Here is a 25076-nt window from a genome sequence, read left to right on the forward strand (position 1 = left end):
TTCGCCCACTTCAAGAATGTTGCCTTTGCCGATTAAGACCGGACAGTTCATCGCGAACTCACTGCAGTTAAAAAAAGCAAAGCGTCCGGTAATCATTTTTGCTGTCACCATCCTTTCATCGTTCGGCAATTTCTTTGATGTGATCGAGAAAGGCATCCATATTCGATTCCGTATGATGATGCCCCTCTTCATTGGCAAATCCCTGCTGTGTCCAGGTTAACTGTGTCAACCCGTCACCCGACGCAGTGAGCGTGCAGGTGATGGTTGAATAATTTTCCGGTTTGTCTTCAAGACCGGAAAAGCCGCTCCAATAACTATAGCTTAATTTTTCACTGGGAATATTATCCAGAATCCGTCCATGGTCACGGTATTGCTGACCATTGTATTCTCCGTGAAAAACAATTTCACTGCCCTTTAGCCAGTCGGTGACTGTTTCCGTACCAAACAAATATTCCTTGATTATTTCCGGCGTCGTCAGGCATTGCCATACCTTTTGACGGGAAGCTTTTATCAAAACAGATTTTTCAACTTTAAGATCTTGTCTCATACGCAGCATTAATAAGCGGTTAAATGAAAAATGATTACACAAAGACAGTTTTTCAACTTCAATTTCTTTACGACAGGTATTTGGCAACAATCGGCAATCTTCTGCCTGAGCCAAACGCTTTCGAAGAAACCCGTAATACCGGCGGCGACTGATGCCGCTTATGCTCACTTGTATTTACCAGCTTCAATACACGGCTAACGAGTTGCCTTTCAAAACCCAGATCTATCAGTTCTTTTGGCCCCTTTCGCTTTTCAATGTATTGAAACAATAATTTATCGAGTATTGGATAATCCGGCAGTGAATCAGCATCCTTCTGCCCATGACGCAGTTCAGCCGACGGAGGCTTTGAGATGATGTTTTCCGGTATCAGCTTTCTGTCGCGGTTGATGTGTTTCACCAGCTCATACACTTCTGTTTTATACACATCGCCCAGCACAGCCAGTCCGCCGCACATGTCGCCATAAAGGGTTCCGTATCCAACCGCCATTTCACTTTTATTGGAAGTATTCAATAAGATAAAATGGTGTTTATTGGCAAAAGCCATCAGGTACAGGGCACGTATCCGTGCCTGCAGGTTCTCTTCCGTTACATCAAATGGTTTGTTATCAAAAAAAGGCGTCAGCACCTTTAATGCTGCGTCGTATACTTCATGCAGTGGAAGTGTTTCATACGAAATGCCAAGGCGGCTGGCCAGTTCAACTGCATCATCCACCGAATGACCGGTAGAAAACTGAGATGGCATGATCAACGCCTTTACGTTTTCCTTTCCGAGTGCTTCAACGGCAAGACAGGCTACCACAGCGGAATCAATGCCACCGCTCAGGCCAATAATCGCTTTGCTGAAATTCAACTTGTTGAAATATTCACGGATGCCCACTACCAGCGTCTGAAAGATGAGCGGGATCTTATCCTTTGGTTGCTCGCGGTTTCCGAGATCATGGGCATGCATCACTTCATCCAGGTCATAGAGCTTCAGGTCCTCGCGGTAATACTCCATCTCATCGAATACTTCGCCATTCGGCGTAATCACCACCGATCCACCATCGAAAATCAGTTCCGTCTGCGCGCCAACGCAATTGCAGTAGAAGATTGGCAGGCGGTAGCTCTTCGCGGTTTGCTTCAGCAAATCAATACGCTCACGTGAATGATGATAATCGAACGGCGATGCAGAAATGTTCAGCATATAATCAGGCTGAAAGGCTGCAATCCTTTCTACCGGTGTTGTGACATAAAGCGGATTAATACCAGCATTCCATAAATCTTCACAAACGGTGAACCCCAATTTTCTTCCCATAAACTCAAATGTGCCGAATTCATGGTTAGGTTCGAAATAACGATACTCATCGAATACATCATAATTCGGCAACAGCGATTTGTTGATTACCTGTTGTATGACACCATTGTAGAGGAAGTAAGCTGAGTTATACAGGTCTTTTCCCTCCGGCTTAGGGTTAACGGTTGGTGCACCGATTACTACAGCGATGCCCACCGCTTCACGGGCAATTAGCTGAACGGATGCCTTGCACTGATCAATAAAATCACGGAACTCGAGGAAGTCGCGGGGTGGATAACCACAGACACTCAGTTCTGAAAATAACACGAGGTCAGCACCCATTTCCTTTGCGCGCCTGATCGCGCCGGTGATCTTCTTCCTGTTGCCCTCAAAGTCACCAATGAGGTAATTCTGCTGTGCCATGGCAATCTTCATATCGTCGGTTTCTGATTGCTCAAATGTAAAGTTTCCACGCTGCAATTACATGCTGTGGCAAATGCAGATAGTACGGATGATTCATTTAAGACGATAATTTGCCGGTTACTCTCTATTCCCCACAATACGGTGCCTGCTGTTTATTCAGCACGAGCTTACCTTGTGCGGCGTAAACTCACCTTGCACGAATAAAATATTTTTTTGAAAAAAAATTTTGCGGCGTCCGCTTTTCCTCCTTTCTTTGCAGCATTAACCATTTGGTTAAATCATTTGGTTAATTTGCCTTATGCCGTCCCGCGACCTCTCTACCGAACAGAAAATTCTGTCTGCCGCCCGTAAAGTGTTTCTGTTACGCGGCATGCATGGTGCGCGCATGCAGGAGATTGCCGACACGGCCGGCATCAATAAAGCATTGCTGCATTACTATTTCAGAAACAAGAACCGGCTGTTTGAAGCGGTATTCAGGGAAGGATTCCAGCGCTTATTACCAAAATTTGAATTAATGGGTTCGCCTGACCTCCCGTTATCCGGCAAAGTAGAACAGTTTGTACACGGTTATATGGATGTACTGATGGATAATCCGTTCCTGCCCGGATTTGTATTACATGAGATCAATCAGGATCCGGATAAATTTGAAAAGCTTTTTATGCCCAAAGGCGCCGTGAGCCGGAATAAAAAATTCATGCAGCAACTGGCAGATGATATCAAGAAAAAATCCACTGTACCGGTTGATCCCCGACAGCTGATGGTGAATATGCTTTCGCTCTGCATTTTTCCCTTCGCTGCAAAACCGATGATCTGTAAGATGATGGGAATGAGTGATAAAGAATTCAAACAATTCATAGCAATCAGAAAGCAGTTAATTCCTTCCATGATTCTTCAATCCATAAACAGGCAATGAATAAAAAGTCCAACCCGTCCATCCTGTGCAGCTTTCTTTCAATCATGTGGCTCAGCATGCTATCCGCAACAAACGCATTGGCGCAAAACGATGGCCAGCTTACTTTAGCCGGCTGCCAGCAGCTGGCCCGCCAAAACTATCCGCTGCTGAAACAGAAAGAACTCTTACAGCAGACGAATGACCTCACCATTGAAAATATCTCCAAAACCTATCTCCCTGCCTTTGAACTCAACGGGCAGGCAACCTATCAATCTGATGTGCTGAAAATTCCATTCTCGATTCCGGGCCAGGAAATTCCTGACTTCCCCAAAGATCATTACCAGGTAACGCTCGACATTAAAGAAACTATCTATGATGGCGGCATTTCACGCGGACATAAAAAAGTGCAGGAAGCATCACTGCTCACCGATCAGCAAAAGGTGGAAGTGGAGTTGTACAAACTGCGGCAGCAGGTGAACCTCATCTACTTTGCCGTATTGCTGGGAGATAAAACTATTGATCAGCTTAACCTGACGAGGGATGACCTGCAGAAAAAATATGACCAGGTGAATGTTGCCGTGAAAAATGGTGCTTCGCTGAAAAGCAATGCAGAGCAGATTAAAGCGGAAATCCTCAGAACTGATCAGCGGATCACGGAAGCCGTATCCGTCAAATCAGCTTATCTGCAGTCGTTGTCGCTGCTCATCAATCAGCCCCTGGATGCTGCTACGGTCCGCCTGCAGACACCGGCTCCGCTGCCGGAAATGCCTGCCTATTCCATTGCCACACGCCCCGACCTGCTGCTGTTGCAGCACCAGCAAATGAACCTGGAAGCAATGAAAAGCCTCACTAAAACGAGTACCACACCGAAAGCCGGTGCCTTTGCACAACTTGGCTACGGACTTCCCGGCCCTGATCCGTTCAATACGGAGTTTGCTCCTTTTTTCACCGGCGGACTGAAAATAAGCTGGAATATATGGAACTGGAATGCCTCTTCAAATGAACGGCAGATTTACACCATTCAACAGGATATGATCAACAGGCAGATCGAAGCGCTTGACATCAATGTTAAACTGCAGAGCATTCAGCAAATGGAAGAAATGCGGAAACTGACAACACTGATTGCACAGGACCAGGAACTGATTACGCTGCGTAAAAGCATCTCTAAAACGGCTTCCAACCAGGTCGACAACGGCGCCATCACCGTCACTGATTATCTCACCCAGGTAAACGCCCAATACCTTGCGGAGATTACCTACAATACGCATGCATTACAGCTGATTTACGCGCAAATAAATTACCTGACTACCATCGGGCAATAGTTAAATGATGAAGCAATCAATGCAACAACCGAAAGCGGTTTTTACGGCCGGAAAGAAATCAAGAGAATTTGCCGTCAGCATAAAATTAAACTACACCCTAATCATGAAGCACTTCCTGTTACTTCCTGCACTGATCATTCTGCTATCTTCCTGCAACAACGGCAATGAAGCCGCAGACGCGTATGGAAATTTTGAAGCCACGGAAATCATGGTAGCCTCCCAGGCAGCCGGGCCGCTCATCGTATTTGATGTGAATGAAGGCTCCGTACTGAAAGCAGGTTCACTCGTTGGCATCGTAGACACCGTTGCCCTTGATCTGAAACGTAAACAACTGCTGGCACAGAGAGAAGCCATAAGGTCAAAAAATCCGGGTGTCGCCGCACAGATTGCCGTACTGAATCAGCAGATGAAAAATGCAAAGGTTGAACAGCAGCGCATACAGAATATGTATAGCGAAGGCGCAGCAACACAGAAACAACTGGATGATGTCAACGGTCAGCTTGATGTGATCGCAAGGCAAATCAGTTCTGTTGAATCACAGAATGCCGGTATTGCCGCTGAAATGAAAGCTATGGATGCACAGATCGAACAGGTCAACGATCAGCTCCGCCGTTGTTACATCTACAATCCTGCAGACGGCACGGTGCTTACCAAATATGCTGAACAAACTGAAATCACTGCGCCGGGAAAAAATCTGTATAAGATCGGCGACTTGGGCAAGATGGAGTTACGTGCTTACCTCGGTGGCAGCCAGCTCTCCTCGGTAAAAATCGGTTCAACGGTGCGTGTAAAATATGATACGGAAGGCGGACAGTCCGGTGAGACCACCGGCACCATTACCTGGATTGCCGCGGAAGCGGAGTTCACGCCTAAAATTGTACAGACCAAAGAACAACGCACCAACCTCGTCTATGCAATGAAGGTTAAAGTTGATAATGCGAACGGACCGATTAAAATCGGAATGCCCGGTGAAGTTTTTCTAAAATAAAAACATGACAACACCACTCATCATAGAGCAGGTTGATAAGAACTTTGGCGATATCAAAGCACTGAGCGGGATTTCCCTGCAGGTGCAGCAGGGAGAACTGTTTGGGCTCATCGGACCTGACGGCGCGGGAAAAACAACACTCTTCCGCATCATGACTTCCCTGATGATTCCGGACAAAGGCAGTGCCACGGTGCTGGGCTTTGATGTGGTGAAAGATTATAAGCCGATACGCAAAAAAACCGGCTACATGCCGGGCAGGTTTTCACTCTACCAGGATCTTACGGTCTCCGAAAACCTGCAATTCTTCGCCACCATCTTCGGGACGACCATTGAAAAAAATTACGACCTCATCCGGGAAATTTATATACAGATCGAGCCATTCAAAAAACGGCGGGCAGGAAAACTATCCGGGGGCATGAAGCAGAAACTCGCACTCTGCTGCTCACTCATTCATGCGCCGGAAATATTATTCCTCGATGAACCTACTACCGGCGTAGACCCCGTTTCAAGAAGGGAATTCTGGGAAATGCTGCAACGGTTAAAACAGAAAGGAATCACCATTGTGGTTTCCACACCTTATATGGATGAAGCCACGCGCTGCGACAGGATGGCGCTCATGCAAAACGGTACCATTCTGCGGGTGCAGACGCCGGATGAAATCAGGAACAGCTTCGCAAAAAAACTCTTGCAAATCTCAGCAGTCAGCAAACCCAAACTCATCCGCGATCTGCGTAACTATCCCTTTGCCGAAAGTGTTTTACCCTTCGGCGACGCCGTTCATTACACCGACTCGCGCAACGACTTATCAGCAGAAATGATCAGGGAAATCAGCAACTATCTGAAGCAGCAAGGCCATCAGCAGGTGGCCGTTACCCTGATCAGTGCCACCATAGAAGATGTATTTATGCAACTCATGCAACAGGCAACAACATGAATGATCCTATCATCAGGGTGAATAACCTGGCAAAAAAATTTGGCTCCTTTACGGCCGTTGATCATATCTCCTTCACGGTGCGCCGCGGAGAAATATTCGGCTTCCTGGGCGCCAATGGTGCAGGCAAAACCACAGCTATCAAAATGCTCAATGGCCTGCTGCGACCGACGGCAGGCACCGCCACTGTGGCGGGCTTCGACGTATATACGGAAGCTGCACGTATCCGTGAAAATATCGGATATATGAGTCAGCGTTTTTCCCTCTATGAAGACCTTACGGTGAAAGAGAACTTCCGGTTTTATGCCGGTATCTATGGCTTAACCAGAAAAGTGATTGCCGAAAAAACGGATGAACTGCTGCATAAGCTGAACTTCATGCAAACAAAAAATCAGCTCATCGGATCATTGCCGCTTGGATGGAAACAGAAGCTGGCTTTTTCGCTCGCCGTTTTTCATGAACCGAAGGTGGTGTTTCTCGATGAACCCACGAGTGGTGTTGATCCCGTAACACGAAGGCAGTTTTGGGAGATGATTTATGAAGCAGCGGAAAACGGCATCACCGTTTTTGTAACCACGCATTATATGGATGAAGCAGAATACTGCGACCGGATTTCCATCATGGTGGATGGAAGAATCGATGCCATGGATACGCCGGCAGCGCTTAAAGAGAAGTTCGGTGCAGCAAATATTGATGAAGTTTTTGTGCAACTGGCAAGGCCTGCAGCCATCAGCAACTGAATGATTACTATGGAAACTTATACAGCAACATTCACCATCAACCTTACAACGGGATCATGAACAGGTTTCTTGGATTCGTTACAAAAGAATTTCGCCACATCTTCCGCGACTACCGCACGCTGATTATATTATTCGGCATGCCCATAGCGCAGATCATGATATTCGGTTTCGCCATCTCCAATGAGATAAAGAATGCCAATATATCCATCCTCAATCAATCGGGCGATGAGGTATCACTTCGGCTTGAAAACAAGATTCTTTCTTCCGGTTATTTCACTTTGCACAATTATCTGCAATCCAACAGCCAGATTGAAAATGAATTCAGGGAAGGCACGGTAAAAGAAGTAATCGTTATCGGGCCTGACTTCAGCCATCAGCTGGCTCACGATGGCAAGGCTGATATTCAGATCATAGCAGACGCCACCGATCCGAATACGGCCAATACGCTCACAAGTTATACCATGGCAATCATCAGCGATTTCCAGCACGAACAGATGGCAGGGATCAATGTTCCATACACCGTCACGCCAGCGGTACGGTTCTATTACAACCCTGAACTAAAGAGTGTTTTCATGTTTGTTCCCGGCCTTATCACGATCATCCTGATGCTGATATCCGCCATGATGACCTCCATTTCCATCACACGGGAAAAAGAAACGGGTACAATGGAAATACTGATGGTGTCGCCGATGAAACCGTTGCAGATCATTGTCGGTAAAGTAATTCCTTACCTGTTGCTTTCATTCATCATCGCCAACATCATCCTGCTGCTGGGCAGGTTTGTGTTTGAAGTGCCGGTAACCGGCAACATTATTTTGCTGGAAGCAATGGTCACGTTGTTTATCATCACCGCGCTATCGCTGGGCATCATGATCTCTACGGTTACGGATAAGATGCAGGTAGCGATGATGATTTCCATGATCGGACTGATGATGCCGACGATTTTGCTCAGCGGTTTCATCTTCCCGATCAAAAATATGCCGCTGCTCCTGCAAGTGATCAGCAATGTAATTCCTGCAAGATGGTTTATCATCATTGTGCGCGGCATCATGCTGAAAGGAAACGGACTGGAATATATCTGGAAAGAAGCATTGATTCTTTCTGGCATGACTTTTTTCTTTTTAATGGTGAGTGCAAGAAGATACAAGGTGCGGCTGGAGTGAAAAAAACAGACCGGCGTTCTGCAGGCAGTTTATCACTCACTTGCGGAATGAACGGCTCACGGTGCTGATTACCCGTAAACATGCAACCATGAAAAACACAAATCCACATACTCCATAAAATGCGCCGCATCGGATTCATCCTACAAAAAGAATTTCTGCAGATCTTCCGTACGCGCAGCATGATACTCATCATTTTTGTGATGCCGGTGATTCAGCTGCTCATCCTCAGCAATGCGGTAACCTATGAAATCAGGAACATCAGTTTACATGTAATGGATGCGGATCAGAGTACGATGTCGAGGCAGCTGATCAGTATGTTTACGGCTTCCGGTTATTTTCAACTCGTTGATCATTCCTTTGATTTTGCCAGGGCGAATGACAGGCTAGAGAAAAATGAAGCGGAAATCATCGTTCGTATTCCACCGCATTTTGAACGCGATCTCATCCGCAATCAGCACAATGCTGTTGAGTTTATCATCAATGCAGTGGATGGAGCTGCCGGTGGACTGGCGAATGCATATGCTTCTCAGATTGTAAATGCATTCAGCAGGAACATACAGGCTGAACTGATGCCGGTAAGAGACAACCCATCCGCAGGCATAATCAGTGTCAACTATTCAAACTGGTTTAATCCGGATATGAACTACAAGACGTTCATGGTACCGGGCTTGGTGGTATTGCTGATTACACTGATCGGTATGTTCCTTTGCGCCATGAATATTGTTCGTGAAAAAGAGATCGGAACCATTGAACAGTTGAATGTGACTCCGATTTCCAAAACTGAATTTATCATCGGTAAATTACTTCCTTTCTGGATGCTGGCATTGCTGGAGCTGACGATCGGTTTACTCATTGGGAAGCTGGTCTTTAATATACCGATTGTGGGTAACATCGCATGGATTTATCTCTTCGCTGCTGTTTACCTCCTTGTCATCTTAGGAACAGGTCTCCTCATCTCCACTTTCACCGACACGCAACAGCAGGCCATGTTTCTCTCCTGGTTTTTCATGGTTCTCTTTATACTCATGAGTGGCTTGTTCACACCTATAGAAAGCATGCCACTGTGGGCGCAAAAAATTACACTCTTTAATCCAATTGCTTACTTCATTAAAGTGATGCGCATGGTAATGCTGAAGGGAAGCGGATTCCAGGATATCAAGCATTACCTGGCCATTATGCTGGCATTCGCATTAGTGATAAACGGTTTTGCCGTATTCAACTACCGGAAAACAACGGCTTGAAGAAATTTATACACAGCTCATTCCATGAGGCAGTTTTCAAGTCAACCTTACGGCAGATCATCCGGTCTGCCAAAGGGCACACCATACTTGGGGCAGGTGAAAAAAAGTAAATCGTCTTAATGAAACAAGCACAAATTATATCAGAAGCTATCGTAAAATACCTGGAGTCATCCTCCCGATTGATCAAGATCAGGATCTTTTCAATTCATGGACAGATGCCGAAATAAATCCGGCATGACCACATTGATTGCCTGTTATGAGCTAACTTCTGATTCACTGATCCGGTCTCTTTGGCTAGCGGCAACTGTCTTACATAATAACGCAGCAATGCACACTAAAAATAGATGCCGAGCTGCAGCCGGAAATGCGTCAATGATGAAACTGTCTTGTAGTCTTTCGGATTATCAGTAACATCAATAAAACCATTGTGAAACTGAATGCCGGCCAACAGAGCCGTCTTACCACTGATCTCATATTCGATTCCGCCTCCAAGCAGCAAACCAAGATTACCAGGCGTCACATCCTTGCCAAAATCCACTTTCTCTTCGTCAAGCGCGGCGTTATAGGCATCAAGATCGGCCCTCGAACGGATGGCAATTCCACCTTGTAATCCAAACTGGCCAAAATAGGTGAGGTATCCAATCTGATTGGTGCGGAGCTTCATGCTCAATGGAATTTCAATATACTGTAACCTGTAATCTACATTGGTGCCTGCCGGATAAGTATTGTCGGGGTAAGTATTAAATTTTGTGGAATCAGTATAGGTCAGCTTACCGCCCTCATACGAAATCAGCAACCCTGTTGCAAAAGCATAGTTGGTGGGTATCAGGATATCCATCAGCAAACCATAGGAAAATCCAAGGTAAGATCCGTTTCCTTCCAGCCCCTTATCAACAGAGGATAACCAGCTGATCTGCGGTGACAGGGAAAGTCCGAACCGTACACCGGAATCCTGTGAGGTTCCCTGAGCGGAAGCTTTCATCATGCATACTCCGAGTAATACAATAAATAATGCTTTTTTCATTTTCTGCCGTGATTTGATGTGAAACGATGATTGTATAAAATCAAGAGAGCACCAAGATAAGCCGAATTGAATAATGAAGTTTCACGAACGGATGGATTTTAAAAAGGAGAAACTGAAACTCCAATTGAGAACGGTGTAATGGCTGGCCCTTTACTTTCTTCAAAAAGATGGTTCAGCTGATAATATCCAAACAACCCGAATTTATAATACATCAGCCGAAGTGAAACACCATAACGGAAAGGTGAAATATTTTCAATGCCATACACTTTAACCTTTTCCGCGCCGGCAACTGATGAATGATAGTTTAATTTCCAGAAGTCACCTGCCAGCACGCCTGCCCTGAATCCCGGAGCAATTAAAAAACCAAGTCTCCTGTTATTCGGTTTCAGGTGAATATGCACCTCCAGTGGTATTTCAAGATACGAAACAGAGAGCTTGCTCTTTGTGTAAAGCGTATCATAAGGCTTCAGGTCGGTAAATAACACTTCACTGCCGCTGCTGTTAAACTCATAATCATAAACCGCATTACTTTTTACACCGGATACGGAGTAACTGATGCCCGGTGCGATTCCCAGCTTGGAACTGATCACGTTAAACTCATAGAGGAAATTAATGTTCAGTCCGCCTGAAATGAGTTTAGTCTGCACATCATCCGGCGCATTCAGCCATGTGGTATTGCTGATATCAAAAAAGAAAAACTGTTTTGGAAAATTCAGCACACCGGCAACCTGCGGCGGCATCATGGATGCGGTAGTATCATTCACCTGCGCAGATGCAGCAACGGTACAAACAAGGAAGAGAAAAACTAAACGGCATTTCATAGACAAAATATTTCAGTAAAAATAGCTATTGAAGCGTTGACAAATGAGCAGGAGCATTTCAAATATTGACCGACTTTAATCAGCAAGCCAAACAAGCGGTATCCTTCACTTCACTTGCTTTTGCCAATCATCAGCATTGCGTTGTATTTCCCGCATCACCCGTTCAAAGTGGCCCGTGTACAGATCGAGCAGGTCTTCCAAAGATATCTGACCGTTGTCAGGATAGTTTACCGTATTCAGCCAAGCGTCCTGCGAAATATTTTTCAGTAACAGATAATTGCTTGCCCGCAGCAACCGGAACAGTTTCAGCGAAGCCTCCACCGGCTGATTATAATAAGGCAACGATTCCACCCACAAATCCTTATCAAATGCCATGATGCTCTCCGTCGGCTCGGCCACGGCTCTTCTGAAATTAACATAAGCCGTTGCTTCGAGATCTGCCAGGTGAATCACCATTTCATTGATGTTCCAGGCATCATAATGGGCACGGTATGACAGCACTTCTTCCGGAATATTTTGCAGCAACCCCGTTAAATGCTGATACCCGTTGCCAAAGGAACTGATCTTGGATTTTCGTTTTTCAGGCGAGGAAAAAGCGGTCATGATAACTGAATTGGATGAACAAGCTACAAATTTGCAAACATTCGCTGAATCGTTTCAGCTTAAGGTGGTTGCCTGTTGCAAAATCAGGAAGCCGTGCTGAATGAACAACAGCAACAGCGTATTGGTAAGCGCATGCCGTTGTGGATGTACAAAGCTGACTGTTGCACCATGCAGGAGATAGTTGCTGAAACAAGCAGGTCACTGTTTAACCGTCATTTATTATTTTCACTGCTCATATCCTGACAGGTTCCGGCAACGGTATCTTATTTTTGAAAGTTATGGCACAAATTTATCAGCTGCTTGCTTCCCCCATTGAATACCTGAAGGGCGTAGGGCCACAGCGTGCCGATATGCTCAAAAAGGAACTGCACATCTTCACCTTTGCCGACCTGCTGCATCATTTTCCTTTCAGGTACATCGACCGTACTTCATTTTATAAAATAAATCAGCTCACGCCGCATACGCAATACGTTCAGATCATCGGCAAAGTGATGGAGAAAAACCTGGTAGGCGAAAACCGTGGAAAACGGTTTGTGGCTTACTTCGCCGACGAAACCGGTGAAATGGAACTGGTGTGGTTTCAGGGCATACGCTACGCTGAAAAGATGGTGGAGACCGGGAAAAAATATATCGTGTTTGGAAAGCCGGGCATTTTCAAAGGGGAATATTCCATAGTGCATCCCGACATCACACCTTTTGAAGAAGCTGCTGATAAGCCGGATGGCAGGCTGCAGCCGATGTACTCTTCCACTGAAAAACTAAAAGCGCGCGGACTGCATTCCAAAGGGCTGGAGAAACTCATTACCACGCTCTTGGCCATGATCACTGCGCCTGACCTTCCGGAAAACCTGCCGGAGTCATTGCAGCAACGATTTCATTTCGTTTCACGGCACGAGGCTTTCCGGCAAATTCATTTTCCGGACAATGATGCCATGCTGGAAAAAGCGCGTAACCGTTTGAAGTTTGAAGAATTGTTTTTCAGTCAGCTGCAGATTTTACAATTGAAACTGGGGAGGAAACGTTCCTCAGCAGGCTTTCTCTTTGCAAAACTCGAACCCACTTTTAATCTTTTTTATCATAAGAAACTTCCTTATGAGCTTACTGCTGCACAAAAAAGAGTGATTAAGGAAATACGCATGGACCTGATCTCGGGCAAACAGATGAACCGGCTGTTGCAGGGTGATGTCGGGAGCGGTAAGACTATCGTCAGCTTGCTGATCATGCTGATGGCTATTGATAATAATTTTCAGGCGGCCATGATGGTACCCACTGAACTGCTCGCCCTGCAGCATTACCGTAATCTCACTTTGCTGACGGATGGACTTGGCCTGCGTGTAGACCTGCTTACTGCCTCCGTAAAAGGAGCTGACAGGAAAAAGACCTTGTCGGCATTACAGCATGGCGAAACCAACATCGTGATTGGAACACATGCCCTGATTGAAGAAAAAGTCATTTTCAGTAACCTTGGACTGATTGTAATTGATGAACAACATCGCTTTGGTGTTGAACAGCGTGCAAGCCTCTGGACAAAAAATCATTTACCGCCGCATGTGCTGGTGATGACGGCCACGCCCATTCCAAGGACATTAGCCATGACTTTGTATGGAGACCTTGATATATCAACTATTGATGAACTGCCGCCGGGAAGAAAACCCATTACAACTGTTCACCGCTTCGACGCATCGAGGCTCCGTGTCTTTGGATTCATCAAAGAACAAATTCAACAGGGGCGGCAGATCTATATCGTTTATCCGTTGATTGAAGAGTCGGAGAAACAGGATTATAAATTTCTTATGGATGGCTACGAAAGTATCGCAAGGGCTTTTCCATTGCCGGATTATGCCATCAGCATCGTACACGGTAAGATGAAAGCTGATGCACGTGACCTTGAAATGCAACGGTTCATCCGTAATGAGACGCAGATCATGGTAGCCACCACGGTAATTGAAGTTGGTGTGGATGTTCCGAATGCAAGTGTGATGGTGATTGAAAGTGCTGAACGGTTCGGACTATCACAACTTCATCAGCTGCGTGGCCGCGTAGGCCGCGGAGCGGAACACTCCTACTGCATTCTGCTGACGGGTGATAAGCTCTCTGCCGAAGCACGCGCACGCATGAACATTCTCACGCAGACCAACGATGGCTTCCGCATTGCGGAAGAAGACTTAAGATTGCGAGGGCCCGGCGACCTGGAAGGAACGCAGCAATCCGGGCTGGTGCCCTTTCAACTGGCAGATCTCGCCAGAGATCAGAAGATACTCGCACTGGCAAGAAGTGAAGCGGAACAATTGCTGGAGGCAGATCCATTGCTGGAGTCATCAGATAATTTAGGGCTGAAAAACTTTATTGCTGCACATCACAAAAAGGATAAAAAGTGGAGCCGAATTTCCTGATCTATGGAATCTCGATTACATCCTTGCATGCTTCAAAACTTTCAGCTTGTATAATTACAATGCTTCAGCTCCGGCAACATGTTGCTGATGAAAATGACTGTTTTATTTCTTCTTCATTGCCGGCGGAAACAATTCCATTTTCTTTGCCTTGGTACCAGAAGTGCCCGTTGCTTCGCCATTCAGATACGCCGGGCAAACAGACCTGTTGCAGGATGCAATAATTATTAATACAAAGAGTGCCGCAATTATCTTCTTCATACCAGGCAAATTTAACTGATATTGAAATAGCACCTCAGCTTTTGTGTTGACATTCCCCTGTCATCCCGGAATTTTCTATCGAACAATCCTGCAAGACTACAGCCTTATTGTCTCGTCATTGCTCATTCCCACCGAAGAAATTCAAGAACAATAACCAGGCACTGCCGCTTTTTGCATGTCGTGAAAGAGCGAATTTTTCATGACAAAATATGGTTGCGCATGAAAGCCTTTGCCAGTAAGCGTTTCAGACATCAGTTGAAAGCGTGCAGCGTTTGCACTTAGCACGCCTTCCTGCAATAAATGCTGCGATAAGCTGCTGCTTTTACAAGGTATAAAAATTCATAATGCTTTTAAATGCTTGTCCCGTAAGCATTTCATCAAAATAACAGGCCAAATGATTTGGAATATTCTCAAAAGCATATATTTTTGATGCGCTAAAGAACTTAAAACTATTTCACAAAAAAATTTTCATTCTTATGAACAAAGGTCAACTCATTGCTAAAATGGCTGCTGATTCCAAAGTTTCAAAAGCACAGGCAGGTGCTGCGCTGGACTCATTTATTAATACCACGATGAGCACCCTGAAAAAAGGCGACAAGGTGACCTTGGTCGGCTTTGGCACTTTCAGTGTTTCAAGACGATCTGCTCGAAAAGGCAGAAACCCGCAAACCGGAAAATCCATCAATATACCTGCACGCAAAGTGGCAAAATTCAAAGCAGGAAAAGAGTTCGCTGCTAAAGTTAAATAGTAGTATTTAATTTAGTCAGCATCAGATAAACGCATTCCAGGTACGGAATGCGTTTTTTATTTGCGGGTTTAAAAATCCTCATCAATATTCACAGATTTTTATTCACCTTTGCGCATCCTGATCATTCACTAAAAAACAAATAATTCATGGGCAGAGGTGATAAAAGAACCAAACGCGGAAAGATTACCATTGGCTCTTTCGGCAACAGCAGAAAGGCAAGATCCGCCAAGCGGATTGCAGTGAAACCGGTGGCGGCCGTAAAAGAAACTGATGCAGCACCGAAAGAGGCACCGAAGAAAAGAGCACCCAAGAAAAAAGAAAAGTAACATGCAGTGATTGCCGCATGAAGCTGTCCCGACTGTGTTGGGACACTTTTTTTATGGGGCAAGCCGTTCGAGCTTCCATTCCTCTCCCAGGCGTGTAAATAACAACCTGTCATGCAACCGGTTCTCACGCCGCTGCCAAAACTCAATACTGTAAGGAACCACTTTGTATCCGCCCCAATGCGCAGGGCGCCGTATATCCTCTGAAATTAATTCCTTTTGAAGACGCATCCGTTCATCTTCCAGCACAGACCTGCCGGCGATGACCTCACTCTGCGGAGAAACAATTGCGCTGAGTTGACTGGCTGAAGGCCGGCTGTGAAAGTAGGCATCTGATGCTTCGTTCGGCATCTTCTCAATTCTGCCTTCGATGCGCACCTGACGGTTCAGTTCATTCCAGAAAAAAAGCAGTGCGGCATACGGATTCCACAAAAGTTCTTTCCCTTTCCTGCTATTGTAATTTGTAAAAAACATAAACTTCCCGTCTTCGACCCCTTTCAGCAACACCATGCGCGCCGACGGTTTGAAATCTATTCCACAGGTAGCGAGTGTCATGGCATCAGCCTGCGGAATGCCGGCTGATATTGCTTCCTGCAACCACTGCTGAAACTGACGGACCGGATCGCTGTTCACGGATTGTTCGTCAAGAATAGCCATGGGATTTTCCACCTGCCGGCTTCCGCGTTTTTCATTTTCCGTCATGTCCGTTTATTATTGGTGTGAGAGAATAGTAAACCGTCAGATTGTGTTGCCTGCATCCCGATACGTTCCTACATGAAGGAAGAACAAATCTTTCTGCAATTTAGATTTTAAACTAAATTTGCCGTCCCGCTAAATGATCATAGTATTATTTTGCTTTTTAAGTAAGTTAAGCATTCGGGGTGTAGCGCAGTTGGCTAGCGTGCCACGTTCGGGACGTGGAGGTCGGAGGTTCGAGTCCTCTCACCCCGACTATTTTCGCCTCCTTAGCTCAGTTGGTAGAGCAATTGATTCGTAATCAGTAGGTCGAGGGTTCAAGTCCCTTGGGAGGCTCTCTTATTTTATTGCTATGTATTATGCATACATTATTCAATCAGATCCATCCGGATGTTGGTACTACTGAGTTTCACACAATCCATTTTTGCGATTACAGCAACATAATGACTAAACAAATATTTCAACAAGTAACTATCATTACTCCTCCCTCCTCCTGTCACGAATTCCCTTCTTCCTCTTCTTCCCCGATTCCAAAATTCATCATACTGCCCAACAGGTCCTTGAACTGAATGCCTTCTTCCAGCCGATGCTTACTCAGCTGTGAAAATTCGGCAAGACCGTGCAGCGCGAATTCCATCATGAATATCTGCTCCTGCTTTGCCGCGCGCGGAAAATAAAGTTTCACCAGCTCAGGCAACCCTTTCACAAAGAGCAGTGATTTTTCATAGGCTGCCTGCGGTGCATCCTTGATTATGTCCGCTTTGTTTCCTTCATTGAACCAGTTGATCACCTCGGCATAAGGACTTACTGTCTTTGTCTTGCTTTTCTTGTTTTTTTCCGGGTTTGGGAAAATGCCGGCAAACTGTTTTCGTAAGGCCTTTCCGATCAGCATGGTGGCAACAGTGGCAATGCCTTCCACTTCGCCTTCATACACCAATTCCACCTTCCCGGTAATGGATGGCAGAATACCATAAATATCAGCGATCCGCGCATACCCTTTGGATTCTTTATTGATGAGCATTCTCCGCTCAATCGTGCTGTACAGGTTTTCGAGTGCGGAAATGGTGAGACGGGCCGACACTCCGCTTTTCTTATCTACAAAATCACTTTCACGTGCTTCGAATGCCACCTGCTCAATGAGATCATTCAAAATGGAAGGAACCGTTATAGATTCGCGCTGTGCAACGGTAATGTCCGATTCCTGTTCCGTGATGGCACGCGATGTTTCAATGCTCTTCGGATAATGCGTGAGTATCTGACTGTCGATACGGTCTTTTAATGGCGTAACAATCGATCCGCGGTTGGTATAATCTTCAGGGTTGGCGGTAAACACAAACTGAATATCCAACGGCAGCCGCATCTTGAACCCGCGGATCTGAATATCGCCTTCCTGCAAAATATTAAACAGCGAAACCTGTATGCGCGCCTGCAAATCCGGTAATTCATTGATAACAAAAATGCTGCGGTGTGAGCGAGGTATGATACCGTAATGTATTACCCTTTCATCGGCATAATTGAGCTTCAGCGAAGCAGCCTTGATAGGATCCACATCGCCAATCAGGTCAGCCACCGATACGTCAGGCGTGGCCAGCTTTTCCGCATAACGCTGATCACGGTGCAGCCAGTCAACCGGTGTTTGCCCACCCCATTCCGCGACGAGGTCTTTTGCATACCTGGAAATGGGCTGCAAAGGATCATCATTCATCTCCGACCCTTTCACTACCGGAATTTCTTCGTCGAGCAGATGCACCATCAGCCGGGCCAGGCGGGTTTTAGCCTGTCCGCGTAATCCCAGCAGAATAATGTTATGACGGGAAAGAATGGCAGTCTGCAGCTGAGGAATAACCGACTCATCATATCCCTGTATGCCTTCAAACACATTTCTTTTATCCTTCAGCGCGGCGACCAGGTTATCACGCATCTCCTCTTTAATAGGTTTGGGTTGATAACCGGCTGCCTTTAACGCGCCCAATGTGGTAATCTTCTCTCTGTTCATGATCGGTGGTGTAATAGAAAAATGTATCTGTGGAATAAAAAATCAATGCAGGTGCTTTCTCCTGTTGCGGACAAAATCTTCGAACAGATATGTGCCGACATTATCAGGTGATGCATAAAATGCCTTTCCGTTGTTAATTGCTGTAAACTCGCGTACAAACTGTTGGAGGTATGCATCTTCCGCAATCATGAAGGTAGTGATGGGAATATTCAACCGCTTGCATTGCGCTGCCTTGTTTAAAGTCTTATTGACGATCTTCCGGTCGAGACCAAAGCTGTTCTTATAGTACTTTCCATGTTCCTTCAGGCAGGATGGTTTGCCATCGGTAATCATAAAGATCTGTTTGTTACTTGCTTTCTTTCTGCGTAACAACTCCATCGCAAGATCGAGGCCGGCGCAGGTATTGGTGTGGTACGGCCCGACCTGCAGAAACGGCAGGTCCTTAATCTCCACCTTCCACGCATCATCACCGAATACAATGATATCCAGCGTATCCTTGGGATAACGCGTAGTGATTAACTCGGCAAGCGCCATGGCCACTTTTTTAGCGGGAGTGATGCGGTCTTCGCCATAGAGGATCATGCTGTGAGAAATGTCTATCATGAGCGCAGTGGAGGTCTGCGTCTTCAGCTCACGTTCCTGTATCTCCAGGTCATCTTCCGTGAGCCGGAATTCTTCAGTGCCATGATTGATCTGCGCATTCCGGATAGAAGAAGTGATATTGATATGATCAATGGAGTCGCCAAAGGTGAATGGCCGTGCATCAGTGGTGAGATCATCTCCCTGCCCTGAATAAGTGGTCTTATGATGGCCGGGCCTTGATCTTTTCAGCTTTCCAAAGATCTCCTCCAAAGACCGTTTCCGGATTACCTGCCCTGCTTTTTCAGTTACGGAAAAATTGCCGTTGGCAGGATGCTCCTCTATGTAACCCTTGTCTTTCAGATCTTCAATAAAATCACCCATGCCGTATTCATCATCCGTCATCTTGTATTCCTTGTCCAGCTCATTCATCCAATCCAGTGCTTCATACACATCTCCTTTAGTGTATTGTAACAGTTGCAGAAACAAATCGAGGAGCCGTTTAAAGGGATCACCTCCATCGGCAGGCGGAATGTAATTGGTGAATCGGAGGTTCAAAGGAAATTATTAGGTTGATTAATTGATTTAGTCAGTTGAAGATTAAAAGTAAAACAATCCTGCAGGAAAAAGTTCATTCATTGATGCAAAGAACTGCAATTGGCAGGTGCCGGCACCTTCCTTCCTGATGGATGGATATTCCGCATCCGTCCTTTCGCTATTAGTTTCCCCGCGCTGCCATTTCTGAACTAAAGTTTTCTTTTTTGAGCGAAAACTCTATTTTTGCCGTCCCATTTACCGCAGCAATGCGACGAATTTCAGGGAAAAATATCAAAAGGAAATTATACTCCTCCTTAGCTCAGTTGGTTAGAGCGGCTGACTGTTAATCAGTAGGTCCCAGGTTCAAGTCCTGGAGGGGGAGCAGGAAGGCAGTCATCCGTGGCTGCCTTCTTTTTTATACGCTTCAGCCATCGTAAACCGGCAATATCAGTTTTGCCATGACGGTGCATCAGACAGTCTGATGATAAGCCACCAGTTCCTCAATGGGTGACCGGCTAACAGCCTGAATATGGACATTATATTCTTTTGCTGTTTCCAGCAGGCACTCTTTAAAAATAGATGCTACAGAGCCGGTGCAACACATAGGTTGGTTTTGATAGCCTGCATAATGACTGATGAGGTGTTTGAAAAAGTCGTTAAAGGATTCTTTCACGAGCTGCCGCAAATAAGGATCTGAAAGATGATTGACTGCAAAAGGAACAAAGGAAGCAAGGAATCGGTTTGGAGATGGTTTTGTATACAACTGCTGCAGCACCTGTTCACGGTCGAACGGACAGAGCTGTGCGAATTCATTATGCATTTGCTCCGGCAGATAGCCTCGTAAGAAGTCGCGCAAAAGTTTTCTGCCAATCGCTGCACCACTGCCCTCATCGCCTAAAAGATAACCGAGCGAATCGATGCTTTGTACAATCTGGCGGCCATCATACCTGCCACTGTTGGTTCCGGTTCCGAGGATAACCGCAAAACCCGGCTCATGCTTCAGCAGGCTCCTCGCGGCCCCTAACAAATCGGTGGCAATGCTGATGGCCGCTCCCGGGAAAAACCGGTTGAGCACATTGCCGACCTGTTGCTTCCTGCTGTCTGTGCCACACCCTGCACCATAGAAATAGATGCTGCCTACCATTTGGCCGGCTGTATGCGGTAGCACTTGCAACCGGATGATTGTTTCAAATTCATCTGTATTGATAAAATAAGGGTTTAATCCCTGCGTCGGGAAGCCGGTAATCTTATCTGCTTCCACAGCCCGCCAATCCGCCTTGGTTGAACCCGAATCAACAATTAACTGAATCATGCAGCGCGGTCATTTACCGGGCAAATTACAAAATAGGATGGTGAGCATGGAATGGTTAGCACATAGTGATAATATTCATGAGCAGAATGTGAATTTTTTGTGAACTTCGCCGCGCGAACAGGCCTCATGCCAGCAACTGTTCGGCCAACAAACAAAAATCACCGTATGTCGATATTGGATTCCATCCAAAAAACTTTTCAGCCACAAGTGCCCAAATCATCTTCCCTGGTTGTAGTAGGTACCGTTGCATTTGATTCCATCGAAACACCCTTCGGTAAATCAGAGCGTATTATCGGCGGCGCTGCCACGTATATTTCTCTGGCAGCCTCCTACTTTGGCAAGAATATTAACCTGATCTCTGTAGTCGGTGGCGACTTCCCCAGAGAGCAGATTCTGCTGATGAATGCGCGTGGTGTTAAGACGGACGGGCTGCAGGTGAAGGAAGGCGAAAAATCTTTTTTCTGGAAAGGATCCTATCATCTAGACATGAATACCCGCGATACGCTGGTGACAGATCTGAATGTGCTGGCTACCTTCGATCCCATTGTACCGGAAAGCTACCAGGACTGTGAATTCCTGATGCTCGGCAACCTCACGCCCACCATACAGATTACCGTAATCAACCGGTTGCGCCGCCGCCCGAAGCTCATCGTGCTCGACACCATGAATTTCTGGATGGAACATACGCCAAAGGAACTGGCTGAAGTGCTGACCATGATTGACGTATTAACCATCAACGATGCAGAAGCGCGTGAACTTTCCGGTGAATATTCGCTGGTAAAAGCGGCGAAGAAGATACTCGAACGCGGGCCCAAATACCTGATCATTAAAAAAGGTGAACATGGCGCTTTGCTCTTTCATGAAAACAATGTGTTCTTCGCACCTGCATTACCACTTGAAGAAGTGTTTGATCCAACCGGTGCCGGTGATGCTTTTGCCGGAGGATTTATTGGGTACCTGGCGCAAACGAATGATATCAGTTATGAAAATATGAAACGCGCCATCATCTATGGTTCCACAATGGCCTCTTTCTGCGTGGAGAAATTCGGCACCGAACGGCTTGTCGGCATCACGGAAGATGATATCGAAGAAAGGGTGCAGGATTTTGTTGACCTCGTTCAGTTCGACATCTCACTGGTTGAATAGACAACGGTACTTTCAGGATCCACGAATCCTTTCTATTCGGGTCTCCACCGGATTGCATAAGCAGCATCTGCTCCAAACTAGAAGCAGATGTATTCCCACCGGCGCAGCTACCATGTAAGTGACCTTTCGCTTTAATCAGAAAATTTCAGGAATGATCATCAACGGGAATGTCAGATCAGTATCCCCACCTTTTCCCAACCTTCAAATACCTGCTCCGTATGTGGAGCATCTTTCAATTCTTCTGTCAGATCCTGTCCGGCCCAATGCTCGTAATGGTGGCCATTGCGCCAAAGCCGGCTATCGGTCAGATCATAGATGAACCCTTTATAAGCAACCCAAATCTGTGGCTTATCCTGTCCGTTGCGGAGCGCAAGTTGTGAACGGGTGAATGCAGGCAGGGACAATGGCGTAAGTGATAGGTCAGCAGGAAATTAGAATTGGTATTACAGCCTGATAAACGGCAACTGGTAATAAGCATCATGCACCTTGAATCCGAGCCTGTACGTTCCGTGCGGCAATGCCGCAACATTGATACTTCCTGAAACCGCTGGCGCCGTGTACCATAAGTTACCATAAATATCATAGATGGTGATCTTCTCCATGTTACGAAGTCCGTCCGGTATAGACGAATGCACCGTCAACCAGTCTATTGCCGGATTGGGCACAATTTCAAAATCACTTACTTGCCTTGGATCTGTTGCCGCCGCACAGTTTAGCAGGTCGGCGTACACCGCATCAAATATCTCCTTTTCTACCGTATAAAAAGCAGAACCTGCACCAACCACATAGGGGAATTTACTGCCGTTAGTAATGAAGATCACGCCATTCTTTACGCTGTCAAAATACATGTCGCTGATCAAACCGTACGCTTCGCCCGGATGCCCTGCCATAGTACGGCCGGGAAAAACAATATCGCTGCCTGCTGTATTGGTCGTAAGGTGCAAACCCAATCCCCATGCTTTAAACAATCCGTAATAGTCGTTGCCATTGCTGCCATTATATTGCCACTGAACGTCGTGCATTAGTGCTGCGGTAGTACTCTGAAGAATTGCCGTGTTGTTATAGGTTCCATCGTTTGCCAGCATCAACATGAAGGTGGCAAGATCGTTTGCACTGATGCGAAGGCCGCCCTGCGGGCTGAAGATGAAACCGTTGTTTCCCACCACATATTGACTGAGGTTTAACGGCGGCGGCATCACACCGTTATAATTATCAGCCTGTGGCAACCAGTTGTTCCCCGAGTACCGGTACAGAACAGCCACATCAGAAATGTCGGGCAAATCCTGAACATTAAAACTTCCCGTTATACCCAATGGATCGAGTATATGCTGCTTGCAGAAAATATCGAATCTCTGCCCGCTTATCTTTTCAATCAATGTCCCGATCAGGCCAAAATTGGAATTACTGTAACTGAAGTACTGGCCTGGCTTCTTATTCAGAAAAATATTGCCGGTATAATAACTTCCACCTGCCACGAAATAAGTGCTGATGGAAGGAGGAGGATTTTGAGCGTAAGTAGCGCTTAGAAAATTATCATACTTGCTTCCATCCACAATAGAAGAAGTATGTGACAGCAACATCCGGAAGGTGATCGGATCATTTGGGTAATGCCAGTTACGAATCGAATAACCGAGATAATTATTGATATCGTCATCCAGGTCAAAAAACCCCTGATCATATAAAATCATCAAAGCCGTTGCAGTTACCGATTTTGAAACAGACGCAATTCTGTAAAAGGTGTTGCCGGTGACCGGAATATTGTCATCATAGTCGGCGAGGCCGTATGCCCCCGAGAAATTCACTTGTCCTTCGCATACTTCCACAACAGACATCCCCATCAGTTGATAATCGTTCAGGATTTGCGCCAACTCAGTGTCCAGTGACTGAGCAGATACAGGCCGCAGAACCGGCAACTGACAAAGCAAAAAACAGGTGATGAAATACTTGCTGAACATAAGATAAAGCAGGCTTTGGTTTTTAGGTATAATACATTCCAAAAGGAATGAAGTTTAATGAACTGCTTTTGCACCCGCTAATTTCGCCGACACCAAATATTCTGCAATCTGCACGGCATTGGTGGCGGCACCTTTGCGCAGATTGTCGGCAACAATCCAGCAGTTTAATGTTTTGGGCTGAGAAAGATCGCGGCGGATGCGTCCGACAAAGACTTCATCCTTTCCTTCGGCATACAATGGCATGGGATAAATATTCCTTGCAGGATCATCCTGTACAACCACTCCTTGTGTATGCCGGAGCAGTGCATAGATATCCTCCAGCTCAAAATCATATTCAAACTGAACATTCACACTTTCAGAATGACCGCCCTTCACCGGCACCCGAACCGTAGTTGGCGAAACCTGTATATCAGGTGATCGCATAATCTTGCGTGTTTCATTCACCATTTTCATCTCTTCTTTCGTATAGCCGTTTTCCAAAAACACATCGATATGCGGAAGGCAATTCAGATCAATCGGATGCGGATATGCCATCACTGTCTTTTCTCCCTTTCGTTCCTGCATGAGTTGATCAACTGCCTTTACGCCTGTTCCGCTCACCGACTGATAGGTGGAAACCACGATGCGTTTAACCTGGTACTTCAGGTGCAGCGGATGCAGTATCATCACCATCTGAATGGTGGAACAGTTGGGATTGGCAATAATCCGGTCGTTAGCTGTGAGCACATCCCCATTTATTTCAGGAACAATCAAGGGAACAGCAGGATCCATACGCCAGCAAGATGAATTATCAATTACGGTGGTTCCTGCTGCTGCAAACTTTGGCGCCCATTCACGTGATACGGCAGCGCCTGCAGAGAACAATGCAATATCAGGTTCCTGCCTTACCGCTTCCTCCAGCCCGATTACGGTATACTTTGTATGCCGGAAGGTTAGTGCTTTTCCGGCTGACTGCTCGGAAGCAACAACGAGCAATTCATCGAGGGGAAAATGACGCTCCTCCAATATCTTTAGCATCGTATTCCCAACCAACCCGGTGGCACCAACAACGGCTACTTTCATAAAAAGTGAATTTGAATCGTAAAAATACATATTGCTGTAATGCAGTGCTGAATCCATATTGGCCAAAAAATACTTTTAGAACATGTATTTGCAAGACTATAT

The 25076-nt window shown here is 46.0% G+C and carries 24 protein-coding genes and 3 tRNA genes; 14 read left to right on the forward strand and 13 right to left on the reverse strand.

All coding sequences use genetic code 11. The annotated features are described in order from the left end of the window. Positions 1 to 115 precede the first annotated feature (115 nt). Entirely contained in the window at positions 116 to 547 is a 432-nt protein-coding gene (locus K1X61_02165) for an SRPBCC domain-containing protein (protein ID MBX7107431.1), read from the reverse strand. A 67-nt stretch (positions 548 to 614) separates the two neighbouring features. Then, the gene (locus tag K1X61_02170) at positions 615 to 2255 is read right to left on the reverse strand and encodes an NAD+ synthase (GenBank protein ID MBX7107432.1); all 1641 of its coding nucleotides are present in this window, start codon (positions 2253 to 2255) and stop codon (positions 615 to 617) included. A 286-nt stretch (positions 2256 to 2541) separates the two neighbouring features. On the opposite strand from K1X61_02170, the gene K1X61_02175 reads away from it, so the two are divergent. From K1X61_02175 to K1X61_02205, 7 genes are all read left to right on the forward strand, one after another. Continuing rightward, the gene (locus K1X61_02175) at positions 2542 to 3156 is read left to right on the forward strand and encodes a TetR/AcrR family transcriptional regulator (GenBank protein MBX7107433.1); all 615 of its coding nucleotides are present in this window, start codon (positions 2542 to 2544) and stop codon (positions 3154 to 3156) included. Next, positions 3153 to 4457, forward strand: coding sequence for a TolC family protein (locus K1X61_02180; protein ID MBX7107434.1), 1305 nt, complete (start codon positions 3153 to 3155; stop codon positions 4455 to 4457). The genes K1X61_02175 and K1X61_02180 overlap by 4 nt, the downstream gene beginning before the upstream one ends. A gap of 103 nt (positions 4458 to 4560) precedes the next feature. Next, complete coding sequence (locus tag K1X61_02185) at positions 4561 to 5445, forward strand: HlyD family efflux transporter periplasmic adaptor subunit (protein MBX7107435.1); 885 nt, start codon at positions 4561 to 4563, stop codon at positions 5443 to 5445. Between the two features lie 4 nt (positions 5446 to 5449). Next, complete coding sequence (locus K1X61_02190) at positions 5450 to 6379, forward strand: ABC transporter ATP-binding protein (protein MBX7107436.1); 930 nt, start codon at positions 5450 to 5452, stop codon at positions 6377 to 6379. Continuing rightward, positions 6376 to 7116 (forward strand): ABC transporter ATP-binding protein, encoded by a 741-nt coding sequence (locus tag K1X61_02195; GenBank protein ID MBX7107437.1) that lies wholly within the window; start codon positions 6376 to 6378, stop codon positions 7114 to 7116. The genes K1X61_02190 and K1X61_02195 overlap by 4 nt, the downstream gene beginning before the upstream one ends. Positions 7117 to 7172: 56 nt before the next feature. Further along, entirely contained in the window at positions 7173 to 8279 is a 1107-nt protein-coding gene (locus tag K1X61_02200) for an ABC transporter permease (protein ID MBX7107438.1), read from the forward strand. Between the two features lie 119 nt (positions 8280 to 8398). After that, positions 8399 to 9520, forward strand: a complete 1122-nt coding sequence (locus K1X61_02205) for an ABC transporter permease (protein MBX7107439.1) — start codon at positions 8399 to 8401, stop codon at positions 9518 to 9520. 334 nt (positions 9521 to 9854) lie between these two features. Here K1X61_02205 and K1X61_02210 read toward each other — a convergent pair whose 3' ends face one another. The 3 genes from K1X61_02210 to K1X61_02220 all read right to left on the reverse strand — a co-directional run bounded on the left by K1X61_02210 (position 9855) and on the right by K1X61_02220 (position 11968). Beyond that, the gene (locus K1X61_02210) at positions 9855 to 10544 is read right to left on the reverse strand and encodes a PorT family protein (protein ID MBX7107440.1); all 690 of its coding nucleotides are present in this window, start codon (positions 10542 to 10544) and stop codon (positions 9855 to 9857) included. A gap of 98 nt (positions 10545 to 10642) precedes the next feature. Beyond that, complete coding sequence (locus K1X61_02215) at positions 10643 to 11365, reverse strand: PorT family protein (protein MBX7107441.1); 723 nt, start codon at positions 11363 to 11365, stop codon at positions 10643 to 10645. Between the two features lie 105 nt (positions 11366 to 11470). After that, complete coding sequence (locus K1X61_02220) at positions 11471 to 11968, reverse strand: DinB family protein (GenBank protein ID MBX7107442.1); 498 nt, start codon at positions 11966 to 11968, stop codon at positions 11471 to 11473. A 278-nt stretch (positions 11969 to 12246) separates the two neighbouring features. Here K1X61_02220 and recG point away from each other — a divergent pair, with 278 nt between their 5' ends. Then, a complete protein-coding gene (recG, locus tag K1X61_02225) occupies positions 12247 to 14361 on the forward strand; it encodes an ATP-dependent DNA helicase RecG (protein MBX7107443.1) in 2115 nt (704 codons plus the stop codon). Between the two features lie 102 nt (positions 14362 to 14463). Here recG and K1X61_02230 read toward each other — a convergent pair whose 3' ends face one another. Then, on the reverse strand, positions 14464 to 14619 hold the full coding sequence (locus K1X61_02230; GenBank protein ID MBX7107444.1) for a hypothetical protein: 156 nt from the start codon (positions 14617 to 14619) through the stop codon (positions 14464 to 14466). Positions 14620 to 15095: 476 nt separating this feature from the next. Here K1X61_02230 and K1X61_02235 point away from each other — a divergent pair, with 476 nt between their 5' ends. Both K1X61_02235 and K1X61_02240 read left to right on the forward strand, forming a co-directional pair. Next, entirely contained in the window at positions 15096 to 15368 is a 273-nt protein-coding gene (locus K1X61_02235; protein MBX7107445.1) for an HU family DNA-binding protein, read from the forward strand. Between the two features lie 146 nt (positions 15369 to 15514). Continuing rightward, on the forward strand, positions 15515 to 15694 hold the full coding sequence (locus K1X61_02240; protein MBX7107446.1) for a 30S ribosomal protein THX: 180 nt from the start codon (positions 15515 to 15517) through the stop codon (positions 15692 to 15694). A 51-nt stretch (positions 15695 to 15745) separates the two neighbouring features. On the opposite strand, the gene pdxH is transcribed toward K1X61_02240, so the two are convergent. Next, positions 15746 to 16348 carry a pyridoxamine 5'-phosphate oxidase gene (gene pdxH / locus K1X61_02245; protein ID MBX7107447.1) on the reverse strand — a complete coding sequence of 201 codons (603 nt, stop codon included), beginning with the start codon at positions 16346 to 16348 and terminating at the stop codon, positions 15746 to 15748. Between the two features lie 220 nt (positions 16349 to 16568). On the opposite strand from pdxH, the gene K1X61_02250 reads away from it, so the two are divergent. Next, positions 16569 to 16642: transfer RNA gene (locus K1X61_02250), tRNA-Pro, on the forward strand. 8 nt (positions 16643 to 16650) lie between these two features. Continuing rightward, positions 16651 to 16723: transfer RNA gene (locus K1X61_02255), tRNA-Thr, on the forward strand. Positions 16724 to 16883: 160 nt separating this feature from the next. On the opposite strand, the gene K1X61_02260 is transcribed toward K1X61_02255, so the two are convergent. Next, positions 16884 to 18383: a magnesium chelatase gene (locus tag K1X61_02260; GenBank protein ID MBX7107448.1), complete on the reverse strand. Its 1500-nt coding sequence runs from the start codon at positions 18381 to 18383 to the stop codon at positions 16884 to 16886. A gap of 42 nt (positions 18384 to 18425) precedes the next feature. Continuing rightward, positions 18426 to 19520, reverse strand: a complete 1095-nt coding sequence (locus tag K1X61_02265) for a hypothetical protein (protein ID MBX7107449.1) — start codon at positions 19518 to 19520, stop codon at positions 18426 to 18428. Positions 19521 to 19807: 287 nt separating this feature from the next. Here K1X61_02265 and K1X61_02270 point away from each other — a divergent pair. Continuing rightward, positions 19808 to 19881: transfer RNA gene (locus K1X61_02270), tRNA-Asn, on the forward strand. 87 nt (positions 19882 to 19968) lie between these two features. On the opposite strand, the gene K1X61_02275 is transcribed toward K1X61_02270, so the two are convergent. Continuing rightward, positions 19969 to 20811, reverse strand: coding sequence for a hypothetical protein (locus K1X61_02275; protein MBX7107450.1), 843 nt, complete (start codon positions 20809 to 20811; stop codon positions 19969 to 19971). A 165-nt stretch (positions 20812 to 20976) separates the two neighbouring features. Between K1X61_02275 and K1X61_02280 the strand changes: the two genes are divergently transcribed. Then, positions 20977 to 21957: a sugar kinase gene (locus tag K1X61_02280; protein ID MBX7107451.1), complete on the forward strand. Its 981-nt coding sequence runs from the start codon at positions 20977 to 20979 to the stop codon at positions 21955 to 21957. Between the two features lie 170 nt (positions 21958 to 22127). Here the strand turns inward: K1X61_02280 and K1X61_02285 are convergent, their stop codons facing one another. Genes K1X61_02285 through K1X61_02295 form a run of 3 tightly spaced genes read right to left on the reverse strand, consistent with a single transcriptional unit; the run spans position 22128 to position 24974 of the window. Continuing rightward, positions 22128 to 22361 carry a hypothetical protein gene (locus K1X61_02285; GenBank protein ID MBX7107452.1) on the reverse strand — a complete coding sequence of 78 codons (234 nt, stop codon included), beginning with the start codon at positions 22359 to 22361 and terminating at the stop codon, positions 22128 to 22130. Between the two features lie 39 nt (positions 22362 to 22400). After that, the gene (locus tag K1X61_02290) at positions 22401 to 23954 is read right to left on the reverse strand and encodes a beta-lactamase family protein (GenBank protein ID MBX7107453.1); all 1554 of its coding nucleotides are present in this window, start codon (positions 23952 to 23954) and stop codon (positions 22401 to 22403) included. A 12-nt stretch (positions 23955 to 23966) separates the two neighbouring features. After that, positions 23967 to 24974 (reverse strand): aspartate-semialdehyde dehydrogenase, encoded by a 1008-nt coding sequence (locus tag K1X61_02295; protein MBX7107454.1) that lies wholly within the window; start codon positions 24972 to 24974, stop codon positions 23967 to 23969. Between the last annotated feature and the right edge of the window lie 102 nt (positions 24975 to 25076).

The sequence above is a fragment of the Chitinophagales bacterium genome (assembly GCA_019694975.1).
Lineage (GTDB): Bacteria > Bacteroidota > Bacteroidia > Chitinophagales > UBA10324 > JACCZZ01.

Bases quoted from the DNA above. Each gene is read 5' to 3' on its own strand.
- K1X61_02200 (MBX7107438.1), top strand. From the start codon at position 7,173: ATGAACAGGTTTCTTGGATTCGTTACAAAAGAATTTCGCCACATCTTC.
- K1X61_02165 (MBX7107431.1), bottom strand. From the start codon at position 547: ATGAGACAAGATCTTAAAGTTGAAAAATCTGTTTTGATAAAAGCTTCC.
- K1X61_02170 (MBX7107432.1), bottom strand. From the start codon at position 2,255: ATGAAGATTGCCATGGCACAGCAGAATTACCTCATTGGTGACTTTGAG.
- pdxH (MBX7107447.1), bottom strand. From the start codon at position 16,348: ATGGCTATTCTTGACGAACAATCCGTGAACAGCGATCCGGTCCGTCAG.
- K1X61_02180 (MBX7107434.1), top strand. From the start codon at position 3,153: ATGAATAAAAAGTCCAACCCGTCCATCCTGTGCAGCTTTCTTTCAATC.
- K1X61_02240 (MBX7107446.1), top strand. From the start codon at position 15,515: ATGGGCAGAGGTGATAAAAGAACCAAACGCGGAAAGATTACCATTGGC.
- K1X61_02195 (MBX7107437.1), top strand. From the start codon at position 6,376: ATGAATGATCCTATCATCAGGGTGAATAACCTGGCAAAAAAATTTGGC.
- K1X61_02260 (MBX7107448.1), bottom strand. From the start codon at position 18,383: ATGAACAGAGAGAAGATTACCACATTGGGCGCGTTAAAGGCAGCCGGT.
- K1X61_02215 (MBX7107441.1), bottom strand. From the start codon at position 11,365: ATGAAATGCCGTTTAGTTTTTCTCTTCCTTGTTTGTACCGTTGCTGCA.
- K1X61_02275 (MBX7107450.1), bottom strand. From the start codon at position 20,811: ATGATTCAGTTAATTGTTGATTCGGGTTCAACCAAGGCGGATTGGCGG.
- K1X61_02185 (MBX7107435.1), top strand. From the start codon at position 4,561: ATGAAGCACTTCCTGTTACTTCCTGCACTGATCATTCTGCTATCTTCC.
- K1X61_02235 (MBX7107445.1), top strand. From the start codon at position 15,096: ATGAACAAAGGTCAACTCATTGCTAAAATGGCTGCTGATTCCAAAGTT.
- K1X61_02280 (MBX7107451.1), top strand. From the start codon at position 20,977: ATGTCGATATTGGATTCCATCCAAAAAACTTTTCAGCCACAAGTGCCC.
- K1X61_02220 (MBX7107442.1), bottom strand. From the start codon at position 11,968: ATGACCGCTTTTTCCTCGCCTGAAAAACGAAAATCCAAGATCAGTTCC.
- recG (MBX7107443.1), top strand. From the start codon at position 12,247: ATGGCACAAATTTATCAGCTGCTTGCTTCCCCCATTGAATACCTGAAG.
- K1X61_02205 (MBX7107439.1), top strand. From the start codon at position 8,399: ATGCGCCGCATCGGATTCATCCTACAAAAAGAATTTCTGCAGATCTTC.
- K1X61_02295 (MBX7107454.1), bottom strand. From the start codon at position 24,974: ATGAAAGTAGCCGTTGTTGGTGCCACCGGGTTGGTTGGGAATACGATG.
- K1X61_02210 (MBX7107440.1), bottom strand. From the start codon at position 10,544: ATGAAAAAAGCATTATTTATTGTATTACTCGGAGTATGCATGATGAAA.
- K1X61_02190 (MBX7107436.1), top strand. From the start codon at position 5,450: ATGACAACACCACTCATCATAGAGCAGGTTGATAAGAACTTTGGCGAT.
- K1X61_02175 (MBX7107433.1), top strand. From the start codon at position 2,542: ATGCCGTCCCGCGACCTCTCTACCGAACAGAAAATTCTGTCTGCCGCC.
- K1X61_02230 (MBX7107444.1), bottom strand. From the start codon at position 14,619: ATGAAGAAGATAATTGCGGCACTCTTTGTATTAATAATTATTGCATCC.